The organism is Methylosinus sp. DMC45, from assembly GCF_056313885.1.
The window spans coordinates 55,820-72,274 of record NZ_JBQUZK010000062.1 but is presented as its reverse complement, the minus strand read 5'-3'; the positions used below and the strand labels follow the sequence as shown (position 1 = coordinate 72,274).

The window sequence follows — 16,455 nt, the reverse complement described above, 5'->3', positions numbered from 1 at the left end:
GAGAGTTTCCCGCGATTCGGGCCATACGCGCGTGCCCGCCCCGCCGCACATTATGACAGGAAGTATCTTCGTCATGTCTCGCCTTTCGGTCGAGGGATGAACCGGCGGGGGCAGATCACGAGAGGGAAGCAGTTTTCAAGAATGCAATCAAAAAGATCGAAGGTCTCATTCCCGCGGCCGTCCGCCGACGAACAGGCAAGCTATAGGCTCGAGGCTCCGCCTTTGGCAAGAGGGGCTCCGGCCCATTCGGCCAGAGGGCCGACGAGCGCGCTGGCTTCACGACCTCTTCGTCTGCGGCGACGCGTGAGGCTCCTTCGGCAGGCGCGCGCGTCGCGTCGGCAGAGCGGCGAGAATGCGCGCGCGCTCCGCCTCGGAAGCGTCGCGCCAGCCGGCGATCTCGGCCATCGTCCGCGCGCAGCCGACGCAAAAGCCCGTCGGCGCGTCGATGCGGCAGATTTTTACGCAGGGCGTTTCGACCATCACACGTCCAAATTGGCGACGTTCAGCGCATTCTCCTGGATGAACTCGCGGCGCGGCTCGACGATGTCGCCCATCAGCTTCACGAAAATATCCTCGGCCTCCGCCGCCTCCTTCACCTTCACCTGCAGAAGCGAGCGCACCTCGCGGTCGAGCGTCGTCTCCCACAATTGCTCGGCGTTCATCTCGCCGAGGCCTTTGTAGCGCTGAATGGTGAGTCCCTTGCGGCCCTGCGCCGCCATTGCGTCATAGAGCGCCAGAGGGCCGGAGAGCGCGGTTTCGTCGCTGCGCCGCGCCAGCGCCGCGGGGCCGGCAAAAATTTCGCGCAGGCTCTCCGCGCGCTCCTGCAGCTTGCGCGCCTCGCTGGAGGCGAGCAGCGCCGCATCCAGCGTCACCGCTTGCGCGACGCCGCGCAGCGTGCGGCGGAAGACATAGCCGCCCTCGCGCAATTCGCCGGTCCAGCCGCGCTCGGTCTCCTCCGCTATGGCGTTGAGGCGCTCGGCGACCTCTTTCGCCTTCGCTTCTTCGGGCGGCGATTGCAGCGCGTTCGCCATCGTCGCCTGCTCCACCACATTGCGGTCGTAGCGCGAATGCAGGCCATTCATGATGGTGCGGAAGGAGCGCGCATCCTCGAGCGCCTGGCGCAAATCCTTGCCGGCGCGCTCCTCGCCAGTGCCACAGCGAAGCACGGCGCCGTCGAGCAGCGAGTCGATGAGATAATCCTCGAGCGCGCGCTCGTCCTTCAAATATTGCGTCGATTTGCCCTTCGTCACCTTATAGAGCGGCGCCTGCGCGATGAACACATGGCCGCGATCGATCAGCTGAGGCATCTGCCGATAGAAGAAGGTGAGGATCAGCGTGCGAATATGGGCGCCGTCGACGTCGGCGTCGGTCATGATGATGATTTTGTGATAGCGCAGCTTGTCGGCGTTGAACTCGTCGCGGCCGATGCCGGTGCCGAGCGCGGTGATGAGCGTGCCGATCTGCTCGGACGACAGCATTTTGTCGAAGCGCGCGCGCTCCACATTCAAGATTTTGCCGCGCAATGGAAGCACGGCTTGGAACTCGCGATTGCGGCCCTGCTTGGCCGTGCCGCCGGCGGAATCGCCCTCGACGATGAAGAGCTCGGCTTTCGCCGGATCGCGCTCCTGACAATCGGCGAGCTTGCCGGGAAGATTGGCGACGTCGAGCGCGCCTTTGCGCCGCGTCAGCTCACGCGCCTTGCGCGCCGCCTCGCGCGCGGCGGCGGCCTCGCAGACTTTGGAGACGACGCTCTTCGCCTCTTGCGGATGCTCCTCGAGCCATTGGTCGAGCAGCTCATTGACGACATTCTCGACCGCCGGACGCACCTCGGACGAGACCAGCTTGTCCTTCGTCTGCGACGAGAATTTCGGGTCCGGCACCTTCACCGAGACGACGCAGGTGAGGCCTTCTCGGCAATCGTCGCCGGTCAGATCGACCTTCTCGCGCTTGGTGAGGCCGGAGCGCTCGGAATAGCCGGTGATCTGCCGCGTCAGCGCGGCGCGAAAGCCCGCGAGATGCGTGCCGCCGTCGCGCTGCGGGATGTTGTTGGTGAAGGCCAGAATATTCTCGTGGTAGGAGTCGTTCCACCATAGCGCGACTTCGACATTGATGTGCTCGCGCTGGCCGTGGATGAGGATCGGCGCGCCGATCAGCGCCGACTTGGCGCGATCGAGATAGCGCACGAAGGCCTCGAGCCCGCCCTCGTAATAGAGCTCCTCGCGCTTTTGCTCCGCATGGCGCGCGTCGGTGAGCACGATGCGGACGCCCGAGTTCAGAAAGGCGAGCTCGCGCAGGCGATGCTCTATGGTCGCATAATCGAATTCGACGACGGTCTTGAACGTCTCGAGCGACGGCAGGAAGGTGACTTCCGTTCCGCGCTTGGGCTTGCCGTCCTCGATCGGCGCTTTGCCGACGACAGCGAGCGGCGCGACGGAATCGCCATTGGCGAATTCCATGAAATGCTCGCGCCCCTCCTGCCAAATGCGCAGCTTCAGCCAAACGGACAGCGCGTTGACGACCGAGACGCCGACGCCGTGCAGGCCGCCCGAGACCTTATAGGAGTTCTGGTCGAATTTACCGCCGGCGTGCAGCTGGGTCATGATGACCTCGGCCGCGGAGACGCCTTCCTCCTTGTGAATGCCGGTCGGAACGCCGCGGCCATTGTCGGTGACGGTGCAGGAGCCGTCGGCGTTCAGCGTCACGGTGACGAGCGTGGCGTGGCCGGCGAGCGCTTCGTCGATGGCGTTGTCGACGACCTCATAGACCATGTGATGCAGGCCGGTGCCGTCATCGGTGTCGCCGATATACATGCCCGGGCGCTTGCGGACGGCGTCGAGGCCGCGCAGCACCTTGATGGAATCCGCGCCATATTCGGGCGGCGTGGCGGCTCCGTCTTCGGTGTCGGTCATGCGGGTTTTGGCTCCTCGGGCAGGGCTCGATTCGAGAATGTTGTTTTTACCGCGAAAGGCAGTGGAAAAGCGAAGAAAAACCTAGCGGCTGCGCTGCGGTCATTTCGACTCCGGATTGATGCCTCCGAGTCGCAAGTATTCTGTGTCGGGGAAAGGCGTTGACCTAGGGGGTCAGTTCGCGGAATGCGAGGAGAAGTGTCATACCATAAGTGCCGACGGGACGACCGACTACGTTTCGGATAACAGGGCCAAGATACGCAGCCATCACTCCAATCGGCGTGCCGCCAATAGTCTGCGCAAGATCCGGGTCTAGACCGTTGGGAGCAAATCCAGCGTCAGGTGTTGCGTCGAGTATCCCAAGAATATTCCATTCTCCCTGTATGATGGGTCCGTGCTTTAGAAGAAGATCGGCCACTTTTGTGACCATGTATTCGGCAGATATTGTGCTCCATATTGTGTACGCTGGTGCGTACAATGTCATCTGTGCTGAGTGTGGAAGTAGCGATAATGTTGAAAGAACTAAATCTGACGGAGATGGTGTTTTTTGTGTTGGGGTTAATTTTGCTGAGCGTCGGCGTTCTGACCTCGTTGCGGGCTCGGCGGTGCCAAGTTCCGAAGACTGATCCATGGCTTGTTTTATAAATTTACCGAGAACCGGGTCTGCGTACATGCCTTTTAGCATCTCTAAGTCCGACAAAACTAGTGTACCTTTGGCCATTACAAATTGGCCAATCCTCGCTTCGTTAATATTTCTTGCAATCAAGCCTTTGTCTTCAGCGAAATCCAAGAAAGTGCGAGCATTAGACCACAAAGGATCGTAGACTCGCTCGCTCGCCTCACTAGCGCCAGTGTCTGGCGTAACGCTGATACCCAAATTTCCACTTCCACCGGTTCCAGCGACGGTAGCTCCTCCCCCGACATTTACAGAAACACCTCGTTTAGCTCCTTTCGTGACACTTTCTTTCTGAGTGACTCGTTCAAGGTGGCCTGAATCATCAAACTGCGCCAAAAACGAGCCAATACGGCGTGAATCGCAATATAGAAAGTCAAATACGGAATCGCTTTGGCGCTCGTCTCGCGCCGCTTCGAATGCTTTCTCGTCGTTCTTCGACATATTGTCTGATTTCCAATTCCTCGTGCCGCGTGGCTTCGACGGCATCTTCAATCTGTTTCTTATCTGTGGGGCGGAGCCGTGCCAACGCTTTTTTAACTACCGTTCCGATCAGCCCGGCGTTTTTATCTTCGCGCTGTCTGCTCATGCCTTCAACTCCCGGTGACGAGGTAATCGTCAGCGCAAGCAAACAAAGCGTTGACCACCCCGCTGGTCGCGGGTCGCGCGATGATTGTGGCGCCCGACTCCATCCAAATAGCGCTAGACTCGGTTGCGACTAGCGAAATAGTGCGCTCTTTTCTATAATTGAATTTTATAAAAAATTGATCAAGTGCATCTTTGCCGCTGGAAAACCCTACGCATTGCACACTGGCGTCCGCATGCAGTTGGTTGCCATTAACTCGATCGACACCGCGCGCTGATCTTGATCTCGGCTCCTCACGCCCCGACGAAAGCCCCCGGCAACCTCAAAATCCGGCAAGGGCCGCCGGCATCCACCGCGCCGGCGCCGGCCTCGCGGATGAGCAGCGCCTGCGAGCGCGCGAGCTCTGTCAGCAGCGAGGAATCCTGCAAGGCTTGCGGCGTGGCGACGAGCCGGCCCTCGGCGTCGCGCGACAGCGTCGCGCGCATATAGTCGCGGCGGCCCTTGTTGGGCTTCAGCGGCGCGCCGGCGACGGCGGCCTCGGTCTCGTCCGCCCCCGCGCGCGGATCGCCTTGCAGCGCGCGAATGAGCGGGCCGAGGAAGACCAGCGCGCAGACGAAAGCCGCCACCGGATTGCCCGGCAGGCCCAATATGCGCGCCTCGCCCAGCGTTCCATGGATCAGCGGCTTGCCCGGCCGCATGGCGATGCGCCAAAAATCGAGCGCCATGCCCTGGCGGGCGAGGGCCGGCCGCAAGAGATCGTGATCGCCGACCGAGGCGCCGCCCAGCGTCACCACAATATCGGCTTTGGCCGCGCGCGCCTGCTCCAGGGCTTTTTCCAGCTCGGCGATATCGTCGCGGAAAATGCCGAGATCGATGACCTCCGCGCCGGCGGCTTCGGCGATGGCCGCCACCGCATAGCCGTTGCAGGCGATGATCTGCGAGGGGCCGGGCTCGGCGCCGGGCGGAACCAGTTCGTCGCCCGAGGCGATCAGCGCCACGCGCGGGCGCCGCGCGACGGGAAGCAGCGGATGATTGATGGCGGCGGCGAGCGCCAGCTCGCTGGGGCCGATGCGCGTTCCGGCGAAGAGGGCGGGGTCGCCCGCGCGAAAATCGAGCCCGCGCGCGCGAATATGCCGGCCGGGCGGGGGCGGGGAGGCGGCGCCGATTCCGGCCGCGTCCACCGTCGCGTCCTCCTGCAGCAGGATCGTATCGGCGCCCTCGGGCACGGGCGCGCCGGTGAAGATGCGCGCTGTCTCGCCGGCGCCGAGCGCCGCGTGATAGCCATGGCCGGCGGCGCTCTCGCCGACGAGCTTCAGCCGCGCGCCGGGCGCCGCGAGATCGGCGGCGCGCAGCGCATAGCCGTCCATGGCGGAGACCGCGACCGGCGGCTGCGTGCGGCGCGAGACGAGATCCTTCGCCAGAGTGCGGCCGAGCGCCTTGGAGAGCGGAACCTCCTCTTCGCCGGAGAGGCGCGTCGCGCCGGCGAGCACGCGGGCGAGAGCTTCGTCCACGGACAGCAATTTGTCGTCAGCCATTCTTGTCCATTTCGTCGCGACGCCATTCGCCGGAGCGTCCGCCGCGTTTCTCGACCAGCTCGATTCCCTCGATGCGCATGCCGCGATCGACGGCCTTCAGCATGTCGTAGATCGTCAACAGAGCGACGCCGACCGCGGTCAGCGCCTCCATTTCCACGCCGGTCTTGCCTGTGACGGAGACTTCCGCCGTCGCGCGCACGCCGGGGAGATTGGCGTCCGGCTCGAGATCGACCGCGATCTTGGTGACGGGCAGAGGATGGCAGAGCGGGATCAGCTCATGCGTCTTCTTCGCCGCCATAATGCCGGCGACGCGCGCGACGCCGAACACATCGCCCTTCTTCGCCTGCCCCTCGACCGCGAGAGCGAGCGTCGCGGCGTCCATCACGATCTCGCCGCGGGCGATGGCGACGCGCTTCGTCTCCGCCTTGTCGGAGACGTCGACGATATGCGCTTCGCCCTTGTTCGAGAGATGCGTCAGCGAGCCCATGTCTATGCGCGCGCCCGCCTGTGGTCGCCCTTGGCCGAGCCATGCAGCAGCTCGCGCGTCGCGGTCGTCACATCGTCCTTGCGAACGAGGCTCTCGCCGACGAGGAAGGTGAAGACGCCGGCCTTCTCGAGCCGCAGGCAATCCTCATGGCTCGTTATGCCGCTCTCGGCGACGATGATCTTGTCCTTGGGAATGCGCTCGACGAGCCGCTCGGTCGTCTCCAGCGTGACGTCGAACGTATGCAGATTGCGATTGTTCACGCCGATGAGCCGCGTCTCCAGCGCCAGCGCGCGGTCGAGCTCCTCCTCATTGTGGACCTCGACGAGAACGTCCATGCGCAGATCATGCGCCGTTGTGTTGAGGCGCAGGGCCTCCTCGTCGGAGACGGCGGCCATGATGATCAAAATGCAATCGGCGCCATGGGCGCGCGCCTCGAAGACCTGATAGGGGTCGTAGAGGAAATCCTTGCGAATCGCCGGCAGATTGGCGGCCTTGCGCGCGGCCTCGAGATCCTCGAGCTTGCCCTGGAAAGAGGGGCCGTCGGTCAGCACCGAAAGGCAGGCGGCGCCGCCTGCCTCATAGGCGCGGGCCAGCGCCGGCGGATCGAAATCATGGCGCAGCACGCCTTTGGATGGGCTCGCCTTCTTGATTTCGGCGATCAGCGCGATGCGTCCCTCGGCGAGCTTGGCCTCGATCGCATGGACGAAGCCGCGCGGCGGATCATGATCGCGCACATTGCGCTCGAGCGTCGCCAGCGGCATGCGCACTTTGGCTTCGGCGATCTCCGTTCGCTTATAGGCTTCGATCTTGCTCAGAATGTCGGTCATGCCGCTCACGGTCCTTCGCGCCTTGCACAGCTTTTCTACCACGAACACACGAAGGACACGAAGCATTTCCAGCCGGCGCGGCGCGTTCACGCATTGGAGACGCGAATGAGCGCCTCGAGCTTGGCCTGCGCGGCGCCGCTGTCCAGCGCCCGAGCGGCGAGATTCGCGCCCTCGCGAAGATCGGACGCCGCTCCCGCCACCACCAGCGCCGCCGCGGCGTTGAGCGTGGCGATGTCGCGATAGGCGTCGCGCGCCCCCGCGAGCACGGCCCGCAGCGCGCGGGCGTTATGGGCGGGATCGCCGCCGACGAGCGCCTGCGGCTCAGCGCGCGTCAAGCCTGCTTCCTCCGGCGTCACCGTGAAGCTTCTGACGGCGCCGTCCTCGAGCGCGACGACATGAGAGGCCGCGGTCGTCGTCAATTCGTCGAGCCCGTCCTCGCCATGGACGAGCCAGACGCGCTTTGCGCCCAGTTCCGCCAAGACGCGCGCCAGCGGCTCCAGCAGCGCGCGGGAGGAGACGCCGAGCAGCTGCTTCTCCACCCGCGCCGGATTGCACAGCGGGCCGAGCAGATTGAAGATCGTGCGCAGGCCGAGTTCTCCGCGCACCGGCGCGGCATGGCGCATGGCCCGGTGATGCGTCGCCGCCGCCATGAAGCAAATGCCTGTTTCCGCGAGGCAAAATTCGGCGTGCTCGGGCGCGCCGCCGACCTTGACGCCGAGCTCCGCCAGAACGTCGCTGGCGCCGGAGCGCGAGGAGGCGGCCCTTCCGCCATGCTTGGCGACGCGCACGCCGCAGCCGGCCACGATGATCGCCGCCAGGGTGGAGACATTATAGGTGCCGGCGCCGTCGCCGCCGGTTCCGACAATGTCGATCGCATCCGTTGCGCCCGCGACCGGCGCCATCGCCGCGCGCATGGCCTCCGCCGCGCCGATGATTTCGTCCACGGTCTCGCCGCGCTGGCGCAGGCCCATCAGAAAGGCGCCGAGCTGCGCCGGCGTCGCGCCGCCTTCGAGCACTGTGGAGATCGCCGCGCGCGCCTCCTGCCGGGAGAGCGTCGCGCCGGCGGCGAGGGCGGCGAGATAGGGCTTGAGGTCGGTCACGGCCGAAAATCTCGGTTGAAGGATGCGAGCCCGAAGGCTCGCGGTCCAATGCGGGCTCTGGACCGCGAGCCTTCGGGCTCGCAGCGACTCACGCGACTTTGGCGGGGCGGCGCGTCGCGTTCCATTCCTGCGCGAGATCGAGGAAATTGCGCAAAATCTTGTGCCCATGCTCCGAGGTTATGCTCTCGGGGTGGAATTGCACGCCATGCACGGGCGCGCTCTCATGCGAGAGGCCCATGATGAGCCCGTCCGGCGTCTCGGCGGTGACGCGCAGGCAGGAGGGCAAGGTCTCGCGCGCGACGATCAGCGAGTGATAGCGCGTCGCCTGGAACGGCCCCTCTATGCCGCGGAAGATCGTCTCGCCCTCGTGCAGGATCGTCGCCATCTTGCCGTGCACGGGCAGGGGCGCGCGGATCACATCGCCGCCGAAGGACAGGCCGATGGATTGATGGCCGAGGCAGACGCCGAAAATCGGAATCGTCGCCCAGGCCGCGGCGATGAGATCGAGGCAGATGCCCGCCTCCTTGGGCGTGCAGGGGCCGGGCGAGAGCACGATCGCCTCCGGGCCGGCGGCGAGCACTTCGGCGACTGAGACCGCATCGTTTCGCTTGACCGTCACCTCGGCCCCGAGCGAGCCGAAATAATGCACGAGGTTGAAGGTGAAGCTGTCGTAATTGTCGATGAGCGTGACTTTTGTCATTCGCGCTTGGGTCCGGTTCTCGGCGGCGCGGGCTGCTCGCCCGCCGCGGCTCGATTTTTTCGGCTCTTCGGCCGCTCAAGTCAATTCATTCGCGCCGCTCGGCCGGGGGGGGGGGGGCGGCTCCTTCAGCCGCGCCGGCCCAGCCGCCAATCCGGCCGCAGATTGGCGATGAGCATGATCTCGCCGATGCTCTGGCGCGTCAGCAGGCCGACGAGCGCGCCATCGGCGCCCAGCACGCCCATGGCCGAGGCGCCGGCGAATTTTTCGATCGTCGCGTCCAGCGGCGCGGCCGCGCTCACGGTGGGGGCGTCGCGCTGCACATGGGGGGCGATCGGCGCGCTGCGGTCGTCGGCCTTCAGCGCCTCGATTATGTCCGAGCGGTCGAGCAGGCCCATGAAGCGGCCATCCGCCGCGACCACCGGAAACTGGTCCTGCGAGGTCGCGAGCAGAGTCTCGACCGCCTCGCCGAGGTCGGCGCCCCAGGCAATGGCGGCGATGCGGGTCTCCATGGCGTCGGCGACGGTGAGGCCGCGCGCGGCCTCGCTCGCGACCGTCATCTGCGCCTCGCCGCTGGCGGCGATGTAGACGAAAATGGCGATGAAGACGAGCATGGGATTGCCGAACAGCCCCAAGAAGCCGAGCGCGAAGGCGAAACCTTGGCCGATGGAGGCGGCGATGCGCGTCGCCTTTCCGCGGGGCAGCCACATAGCGAGCGCGGCGCGCAGCACGCGGCCGCCGTCCATGGGGAAGGCCGGGATCATGTTGAACAGCGCTAGAAACAGATTTGCGGCGGCGAGACGCGCGAGGACGTTGAGATGCGGATCGTCGAGCTGCGCCAGCGTCTCCGGCTGGAAGGCGCCGAGCGCGACGAACAGCACGGTGGCGATGACGATGTTCACCATCGGCCCGGCGAGCGCGACCAGCAGCTCCTGAGAGGGCTTTTCCGGCATATGGTCGAGATTGGCGACGCCGCCGATCGGCAGCAGCGTGACCTCGGTCGAGAGAATGCCGAAGCGCCGCGCCATCAGAATATGGCCGAACTCATGCAGCACGACGCAGGCGAAAATGAGCGTGATGAAGATCACGCTGTCGCGCGCCGCCTGCGCGCCGCCGCTGCGATAGGCGGAAAAGCCGATCCAGGCGAGCAGCAGCAGAAAAGTGATGTGAATGCGGACGGCCGTGCCCTTGAACGAGCCGAGCGTGAGCGACCAGCGCATGGAAGAGGCCTCTCTATCGACGTAACGTCCGCGAGCGTTTCTCATAGCAGAAATCCGCGACATTCCGCCAAAAATCCGCGATAGGCGGCCGAGAATCCGCGATAGGCGGCCAAAAATCGCGACATGCGGCCAAGAAAAAGGGCGATCGACGCGTGAAGCGAAGATCGCCCGAGTGGAGCGGAGAAAGTCTCGGAGGAAGCGTCAGAGGCGATAGCGAATCTGATCCGTCCAGAAGCGCTCGAGGCGCGTCAGCGCGGTGTTGACGGTGCGGAACTCGGCGGTGGAGACGCCGCCGATCTGCTCCACCGTGGTCGCATGCTTCTCGTAGAGGGCTGCGACGATATCATGAACCTCCTTGCCCTTGGGCGTGAGGCTGATGCGCACGGAGCGGCGATCGACGCGCGAGCGGGCGTGGTGGAGGTAGCCCATCTCGACGAGCTTCTTGACATTGTAGGAGACGTTGGAGCCGAGATAATAGCCGCGCGTGCGCAGCTCGCTCGCGGTGAGCTCCTTGTCGCCGATATTGTAGAGCAGCAGCGCCTGCACGGAATTGACGTCGCCGCGATTGCGGCGGTCGAACTCGTCCTTGATGACATCGAGCAGGCGGCGATGCAGACGCTCCACCAGCGTGAGGGATTCGAGATAGATCGGACGAATTTCGTTGATCTTCTCTGAGCGGACCTGCGCCGCCTCGGTCTTCGACGCCGTATTCATGAACAAGCTCCGTCTCGTTTATTGCGCCGGATATTCGAAGTCCGGTCCGTGTCTCGATGGACCAGAACCTATCCGCCGCGAATGAAGACCGCTTTAAACAACAGCCTGAATCCGTCGTTTACCTCCACTACCGTCGATGCGGTAAATGGGTGGTGAATCAAGTCGTTAGAATTGTATTAGCCGTATCGCGGACGTGCGCCGCGCGCCTCACCGGCCGAACCGGGAGAGAAGCGCGCGCGCCTGCCGTTGCAGGCGGCTGAAGCGGCCGTCCGCGGCCTCGGCCTCGGGACCACGCCGCCTGCGGCGCTTCTCGCGCAGGCGTTGCGCCTCATAATCGCGGCCGGCCTCGAAGGTGAGGAAGAAATAGAGGCCGATGAGCGCGAGATCGAGAGCGATCAGCCAATAGCCGCCGGCGAAAAATCCCGGCACGCTCAAGGTCACGAAGATTTGCGCGCCGGCGATGAGCAGCCACAGCACGCCGCCCCAGGGCGTCGCCAGCCAGAGCCCGACGCCGGCGACGAGATCGAGCACGGCGAAGAACACGACGGCGATGGCGGCGTTGGTCGGCGTCTCGTCGAATATGGGCCGGCTCGCGGTGAGCACGATGACCCATTGCATCACGCCCTGCAGCAGCCAGAACAGCGCCATGACGCGCATGAACAGCGTGAGCATATGGCCCCAGCGCGCCGACTGGCCCGCCGCGCCGGCGTCGCCGAGGCGGATCGGCCGGTGAGGGTCGTCCGCCTCCTCATAGAGCGTATGCTCGGTCACGCCGCGCCTCTTTCGCTAAGGCTCTACTGCCCGCGCCGCGCGCGCGTCGCGAAGCGCACGGCCTCCTCCGCGGCGCGGAACAGCGCCTTGGACTTGTTCACCGTCTCGCGATGCTCGTAATCGGGGTCGCTGTCATAGACGACGCCGGCGCCCGCCTGCACATGCATCTTTCCGTCTTTCACGATCGCCGTGCGCAGCACGATGCAAGTGTCCATCTGCCCGCCGGCGCCGAAATAGCCGATGCAGCCGCCATAGATGCCGCGCTTGTCGGTCTCCAATTCGTCGATGATCTCCATGGCGCGGACTTTCGGCGCGCCGGAGACCGTGCCGGCCGGAAAGCCGGCGGCGAGCGCGTCTATGCAGTCGCGCGCGGGATCGAGCGCGCCTTCCACATTGGAGACGATATGCATCACATGGCTGTAGCGCTCGATGGTGAAGCTGTCCGTCACCCGCACGCTCCCCGTCGCGGCGACGCGGCCGACGTCATTGCGTCCGAGATCGAGCAGCATCAAATGCTCGGCGCGTTCTTTCTCATCGGCGAGAAGCTCGGCGGCGAGGCGCTCGTCCTCCGCCTTCACGGCGCTGCGCCAGCGCGTGCCGGCGATGGGGCGGATCGTCACCTTGCCTTCGGCGACGCGCACCAGAATTTCCGGCGAGGAGCAGACGATCTGGAAATCGCCGAAATTGAGAAAGCAGAGAAAGGGCGCCGGATTGACGCGGCGCAGCGCGCGATAGAGCGCGAAGGCGGGCAGGGCGAAAGGCGCGGTGAAGCGCTGCGACAGCACGACCTGGAAAATATCGCCGGCGCGAATGTAATCCTTGGCGCGCTCGACCATTTCCAGGAAACGCCCGGGCGCGGTGTTGGAGACCGGCTCCTCGGCGAGAAGATGCGGATCGGCCTCCGCCTCGCGCTGCTCGAGCGGCGCCTCCAATGTCGCGACCACGGCGTCGAGGCGCGCGAGCGCCGCCTCGTAGGCGGCCTTTGCGGAAACGCCGGCGGCGGGGCGGGCGGGCGTCACCACGATGATCTCGTCGCGCACATTGTCGAAGACGACCATGACGGTCGGCCGCAGCAATATCGCGTCCGGCACGCCGATCTTATCGTCCTTGGCCGGGGCGAGGCGCTCCATCAGCCGCACAGTGTCATAGCCGAGATAGCCGAACACGCCCGCCGCCATGGGCGGCAGATGCGCGACCTCGTCGATCGCGGATTCGGCGAGCAGCTCGCGCAGCGCGTCGAGCGGCGGCTTCGCGCAGGGCTCGAAAGCGTCGCCGTCGCGTAGCGCGCGGCGGTTGATCTCGGCCGTCTCGCCATGGATGCGGAAGACGATGTCGGGATCGAGCCCGATCATCGAATAGCGTCCGCGCGCGGCGCCGCCCTCTACCGATTCCAGCAGGAAGACATTGGCCGTACGCGCGCGCGTCAGCTTCAGATAGGCCGCGACCGGCGTCTCGAGGTCGGCGACGAGCCGCGTCGCCGCCAGCGACGCGCGGCCCGCCTCATAGGCGGCGGCGAATTCGTCGAACGACGGTTCCGACAATGCGCTCACTGGTTCTGTTCCGCTCCGCCGGTCGCCGCCTGCAACGCACGCTCGTTGATCGAGACGTTGAAGACCTTCTCGAGCGCGCCGACATATTGCTCGAGAATATCATTGGTGAAGGCCGGCCGCAGCTGGTCGATCGCCGCCTTGGCCTCGATGGAGGCGGGATCATAGGCCGGCGTCGACGCGCCTTTCACCTCGAAGACGAGGCGTCCGCCATCGACCGCGGCGGAGCCGGCGCCCTTGGGCGGCGCGTCGAAAATGGCGACGATGGCCGCGGTCGACAGCTCAGGATGCGGCGCGCGTTTCACATCGCTCACATGGCGGACCTCGGCGCCGGCGCCTTTGGCGACGTCCTCTATCGCCTTGCCGCCGCGCAGCTCCGCGGTCAGCGCCTCGGCGCGCTCGGTCAGCGCCTTCTGCTGCTTCTCGCCGCGCAGAGCGGTCTCGACGGCTTCCTTCACCTCGTCGAAGCTGCGCTGGCGCGCCGGCTCCACCTTGGCGATCTCGAACCAGACATAGCCGCCGTCGCGCGTCGGCACAGTGTCATTGTCCACGCCGACGTCGGAGGCGAACACCGCCTTCAGCAGATCCTCGGAGCCGAAGAGGGCGGGAACATTCTTGCCGGCGGGATCGAGGCCGGTCGAATCCACCGCCTCTATCGTCGCGACCTCGAGGCCGGCGGCCTTGGCGGCCTCGGCCAGCGTCTTGCCGCCGGTGCGCTGATCCTCGATCGCGTCATGCAGCTTGCGCACGGACGGCGCCGAGCGCTCCTGCGCGATCTCGCGGCGCAGCTCGTCGGCGGCCTCCTCATAGCTGCGGGTGAAGACGCTGGGGATGATCTTCTCGACCTGCAGGATCGCCGCGCCGAAGGCGGTCTGAATGGGGCCGACGAAGCCCGGCTCGCGCGAGGCGAAGACCTTGTCGGCGATCTGCTTGTCGCCGAGGTCGTGCGCCTCGAGCAGGCCGAGGTCTATGTCCTTTTGCGAGAGCTTGCGCTCGCCGGCCAGCGCGTCGAAGGAGAGGCCGCCCTTCAGACGCTCCAGCGCCTTCTCGGCTTCCTCCTTGGAGGCGAAGAGAATCTGGCGCAAATGGCGCTTCTCGGCCGTGCCGTAGCGCTTGGCCTTGACCTCGTCATAGAGCTTGCGGACATCGGCCTCGGCGACCTTCTGCGGCTCGGCGAGCGAGGCCGGCGTCACGGTGAGGAGCGCGAGCTTGCGATATTCGCGGGCGCGGAAGCTCTGCTCGCGATCGGCGAAATATTTCTTCAGCTCCTCCTCGCTCGGCTTGGCGACCTCGCCGACGGCGGAGGCGGGGAGCAGGAAATAATCGACCTCGCGGATCTCGTTGCGGAAGCGATGCAGCGTCTCCAGCACGAGGCGCGGCGGCTCCAGGCCGGTCACGATGGAATCGGTCAGCGCCTTGCGCAGATAGCTGCCCTTCTGCTCGAGGAGGAAGCTGCGCTCCGTGTAGCCGGCGTCGCGAATGAGCTGCTTGAAGCGGTCGGAGTCGAATTTGCCGGTCGGACCCTTGAAGACATTCTCGTCGCGGGTGAGGCGCAAGGTCTCGTCCTCGGAGATGGCGAGACCGAGCGCCTTCGTCTTCTGGTCGAGGGAGAGGTCGGTGATCATGCGCTGCAGCACCTGCTGATCGAGGCCGAAGCGGCGGGCCTCCTCATTGGTGATGGCGCGGCGGGCGCGCTGCTGCAGGCGGCGCAGCTCGTTCTGATAGGCGCTGCGATAGGCTTCGACCGAAATCTCGCCCGAGCCGACCTTGGCGAGGCGCGTGGAGGTGAAGCCGCGGAACACGTCGCCAATGCCCCACACCGCGAAGCTCAGCGCGATAAAGCCCATGACGAGCCCGAGGATGATGCGGCCGATCCGATGTTGCGAGGCGATGCGCAGGCCTTCCAGCATGATTTGGGGCTTCCCTTGGGCTTTGCGGGGCTCCGGCTCTTTCCTGACGATCGCGGCCGGAATTGGCGCGGACTATAGGTAGCGTCGCCTCCACTTGCAATCTTGCGCTCCGCCGCCCCTTCGGGCGGGCTCCAGCGCGGCGGAGCGCTGCGGGACCGAGGGAACCGACCCGCGTCCCGCACGTTGTGACGCCCTGGGGGGCCGCCGCGGTCTCTGGAGCAGAGCTCGCGATACGGGAGTGTGCAAATGAACCTCACGAATCTGACGATGGGCGCGGTCGCGCTCGGATTGCTGGCCATCTCTCTACCGGCGATGACGGCTCCGGCGCTGGCGCTGCCCTCGGCGGCTCCGGCGCTCGCCGCCGGCGCGGCCTCAGATATCGCCAAGGCTCGTTACCAGGACTATTCGGGCGCGCGCGCCTCCTCCAAGGCGACCAAGGGCCGCTCCGCCGCCTCCGGCGGAAGCTGGTCGAAAAATTCCAAATATGGAGCCGCCTCCGGCAAATATGCCTCCGGCAAGGCGCGCGTCGCCGGCCAGAGCGGCCAGCAGGGGCGCTCGGCGATCCAGGGCCGCTCCTCCTCCAGCCAGGGCCGCTCCTCGATCGGCGGCCATGGCATAGCGCCCTATAGCGACATTCCGCATCGCGCCATGAAGCACGGCGCGCGCTGACGAGGCGCTCTCCTAAAGCGATCTTCGACAGTCGTCTCGCGGCCGTCGGACGCGTCTCGCGCCGGCGGCCGTTCCCGCTTAACCTGCCGTTAACCATGGGCGCGGACACTCGGACCACTGAGACATCGCCTCGGCGTCGCTCAGGAGGTCTCTCATGTCGACGGCGGCGACGCCACACTCGCGGTCCAATGGCCTCCGATTCTTTCGGCTTCTCGGCGTCATCGTCGCCTCCATCGGCGCGGGCGCGGCGGCCGGCTTTTTTCTGGGCTCGCGCACCGGCGTCAAAAATGCGCTGCAGGCCGCGCAGAGCATAGACGGCCAGACTCTCGCCAAGGCGCTCGACTGGAAGCCGGAGGTCTCCTTCGGGCTCGAGCAGCGTCGCGAGATCGCCCGCCTGCTGGACGAGGCGCGGGCGACGCGGGCGCTGATCGAATCGATTCGCCATGACGAGGAGGCGGTGCGCGCCGGCGCGCGGCTGCGCGCGCTGGAGACGGCGCGCGACACGGGCGCCTCGCGGCTGGAGCGGCTCGAGCAGCGGCTCGACCGGCTCGACGCGCGCATCGATCCCGCGCCGACCGGCTCGCTGCCCAAGGGCGAGGCCAGGCGCGACTCCCGCGCAGCGCCCCTCGGGGCGCGCTGAGCGGCGGAAATCATTTCCATATCGTTTCTGAGCCGGTCCGCGGCCGCATTTCGGCGCTCCCGCCCGCCGCCGACACGCGATTGTCATATGGCTTGGCCATTGGACGGCGGCGCATAGCTTTGGGCCGCTCGATTCCCACAGTCGGGGAGGTGACGGCGGTATTCTGCTGTGCG

16 protein-coding genes are annotated in these 16,455 nt (G+C 65.8%); 2 read left to right on the top strand and 14 right to left on the bottom strand.

Features of this window, described 5'->3' with window-relative positions:
* Positions 1 to 276: 276 nt before the first annotated feature.
* The 14 genes from ACT53T_RS23460 to ACT53T_RS23395 form a co-directional block, all read right to left on the bottom strand.
* Positions 277 to 480, bottom strand: coding sequence for a DUF1289 domain-containing protein (locus ACT53T_RS23460; protein ID WP_476163097.1), 204 nt, complete (start codon positions 478 to 480; stop codon positions 277 to 279).
* The gene (gene gyrB / locus ACT53T_RS23455) at positions 480 to 2,909 is read right to left on the bottom strand and encodes a DNA topoisomerase (ATP-hydrolyzing) subunit B (RefSeq protein ID WP_476163096.1); all 2,430 of its coding nucleotides are present in this window, start codon (positions 2,907 to 2,909) and stop codon (positions 480 to 482) included. The genes ACT53T_RS23460 and gyrB overlap by 1 nt, the downstream gene beginning before the upstream one ends.
* Before the next feature lie 163 nt (positions 2,910 to 3,072).
* On the bottom strand, positions 3,073 to 4,023 hold the full coding sequence (locus tag ACT53T_RS23450) for a DUF6414 family protein (RefSeq protein WP_476163095.1): 951 nt from the start codon (positions 4,021 to 4,023) through the stop codon (positions 3,073 to 3,075).
* A complete protein-coding gene (locus tag ACT53T_RS23445) occupies positions 3,956 to 4,168 on the bottom strand; it encodes a hypothetical protein (protein ID WP_476163094.1) in 213 nt (70 codons plus the stop codon). Before ACT53T_RS23445 ends, ACT53T_RS23450 begins: the two co-directional genes overlap by 68 nt.
* Positions 4,169 to 4,458: 290 nt before the next feature.
* Positions 4,459 to 5,700, bottom strand: coding sequence for a molybdopterin molybdotransferase MoeA (locus tag ACT53T_RS23440; protein ID WP_476163093.1), 1,242 nt, complete (start codon positions 5,698 to 5,700; stop codon positions 4,459 to 4,461).
* A complete protein-coding gene (gene moaC, locus ACT53T_RS23435) occupies positions 5,693 to 6,187 on the bottom strand; it encodes a cyclic pyranopterin monophosphate synthase MoaC (protein ID WP_400768840.1) in 495 nt (164 codons plus the stop codon). The genes ACT53T_RS23440 and moaC overlap by 8 nt, the downstream gene beginning before the upstream one ends.
* Before the next feature lie 2 nt (positions 6,188 to 6,189).
* Positions 6,190 to 7,014, bottom strand: coding sequence for an indole-3-glycerol phosphate synthase TrpC (trpC, locus tag ACT53T_RS23430; RefSeq protein ID WP_476163092.1), 825 nt, complete (start codon positions 7,012 to 7,014; stop codon positions 6,190 to 6,192).
* An 86-nt stretch (positions 7,015 to 7,100) separates the two neighbouring features.
* Positions 7,101 to 8,114, bottom strand: a complete 1,014-nt coding sequence (trpD, locus tag ACT53T_RS23425; protein ID WP_476163091.1) for an anthranilate phosphoribosyltransferase — start codon at positions 8,112 to 8,114, stop codon at positions 7,101 to 7,103.
* Between the two features lie 88 nt (positions 8,115 to 8,202).
* Positions 8,203 to 8,814: an anthranilate synthase component II gene (locus tag ACT53T_RS23420; protein ID WP_476163090.1), complete on the bottom strand. Its 612-nt coding sequence runs from the start codon at positions 8,812 to 8,814 to the stop codon at positions 8,203 to 8,205.
* A gap of 125 nt (positions 8,815 to 8,939) precedes the next feature.
* Positions 8,940 to 10,031, bottom strand: a complete 1,092-nt coding sequence (locus tag ACT53T_RS23415; protein WP_476163089.1) for a site-2 protease family protein — start codon at positions 10,029 to 10,031, stop codon at positions 8,940 to 8,942.
* A 201-nt stretch (positions 10,032 to 10,232) separates the two neighbouring features.
* Positions 10,233 to 10,745 carry a transcriptional regulator LdtR gene (gene ldtR, locus ACT53T_RS23410; protein ID WP_018266040.1) on the bottom strand — a complete coding sequence of 171 codons (513 nt, stop codon included), beginning with the start codon at positions 10,743 to 10,745 and terminating at the stop codon, positions 10,233 to 10,235.
* Between the two features lie 207 nt (positions 10,746 to 10,952).
* A complete protein-coding gene (locus ACT53T_RS23405; protein ID WP_476163088.1) occupies positions 10,953 to 11,516 on the bottom strand; it encodes a DUF6163 family protein in 564 nt (187 codons plus the stop codon).
* 23 nt (positions 11,517 to 11,539) lie between these two features.
* A complete protein-coding gene (trpE, locus tag ACT53T_RS23400) occupies positions 11,540 to 13,057 on the bottom strand; it encodes an anthranilate synthase component I (protein ID WP_476163098.1) in 1,518 nt (505 codons plus the stop codon).
* 5 nt (positions 13,058 to 13,062) lie between these two features.
* Entirely contained in the window at positions 13,063 to 14,973 is a 1,911-nt protein-coding gene (locus tag ACT53T_RS23395; protein WP_476163087.1) for a SurA N-terminal domain-containing protein, read from the bottom strand.
* Between the two features lie 246 nt (positions 14,974 to 15,219).
* Between ACT53T_RS23395 and ACT53T_RS23390 the strand changes: the two genes are divergently transcribed.
* Positions 15,220 to 15,642: a hypothetical protein gene (locus tag ACT53T_RS23390; protein WP_400768825.1), complete on the top strand. Its 423-nt coding sequence runs from the start codon at positions 15,220 to 15,222 to the stop codon at positions 15,640 to 15,642.
* A 154-nt stretch (positions 15,643 to 15,796) separates the two neighbouring features.
* Positions 15,797 to 16,282, top strand: a complete 486-nt coding sequence (locus ACT53T_RS23385) for a hypothetical protein (protein ID WP_476163086.1) — start codon at positions 15,797 to 15,799, stop codon at positions 16,280 to 16,282.
* The last annotated feature ends 173 nt before the right edge of the window (positions 16,283 to 16,455 follow it).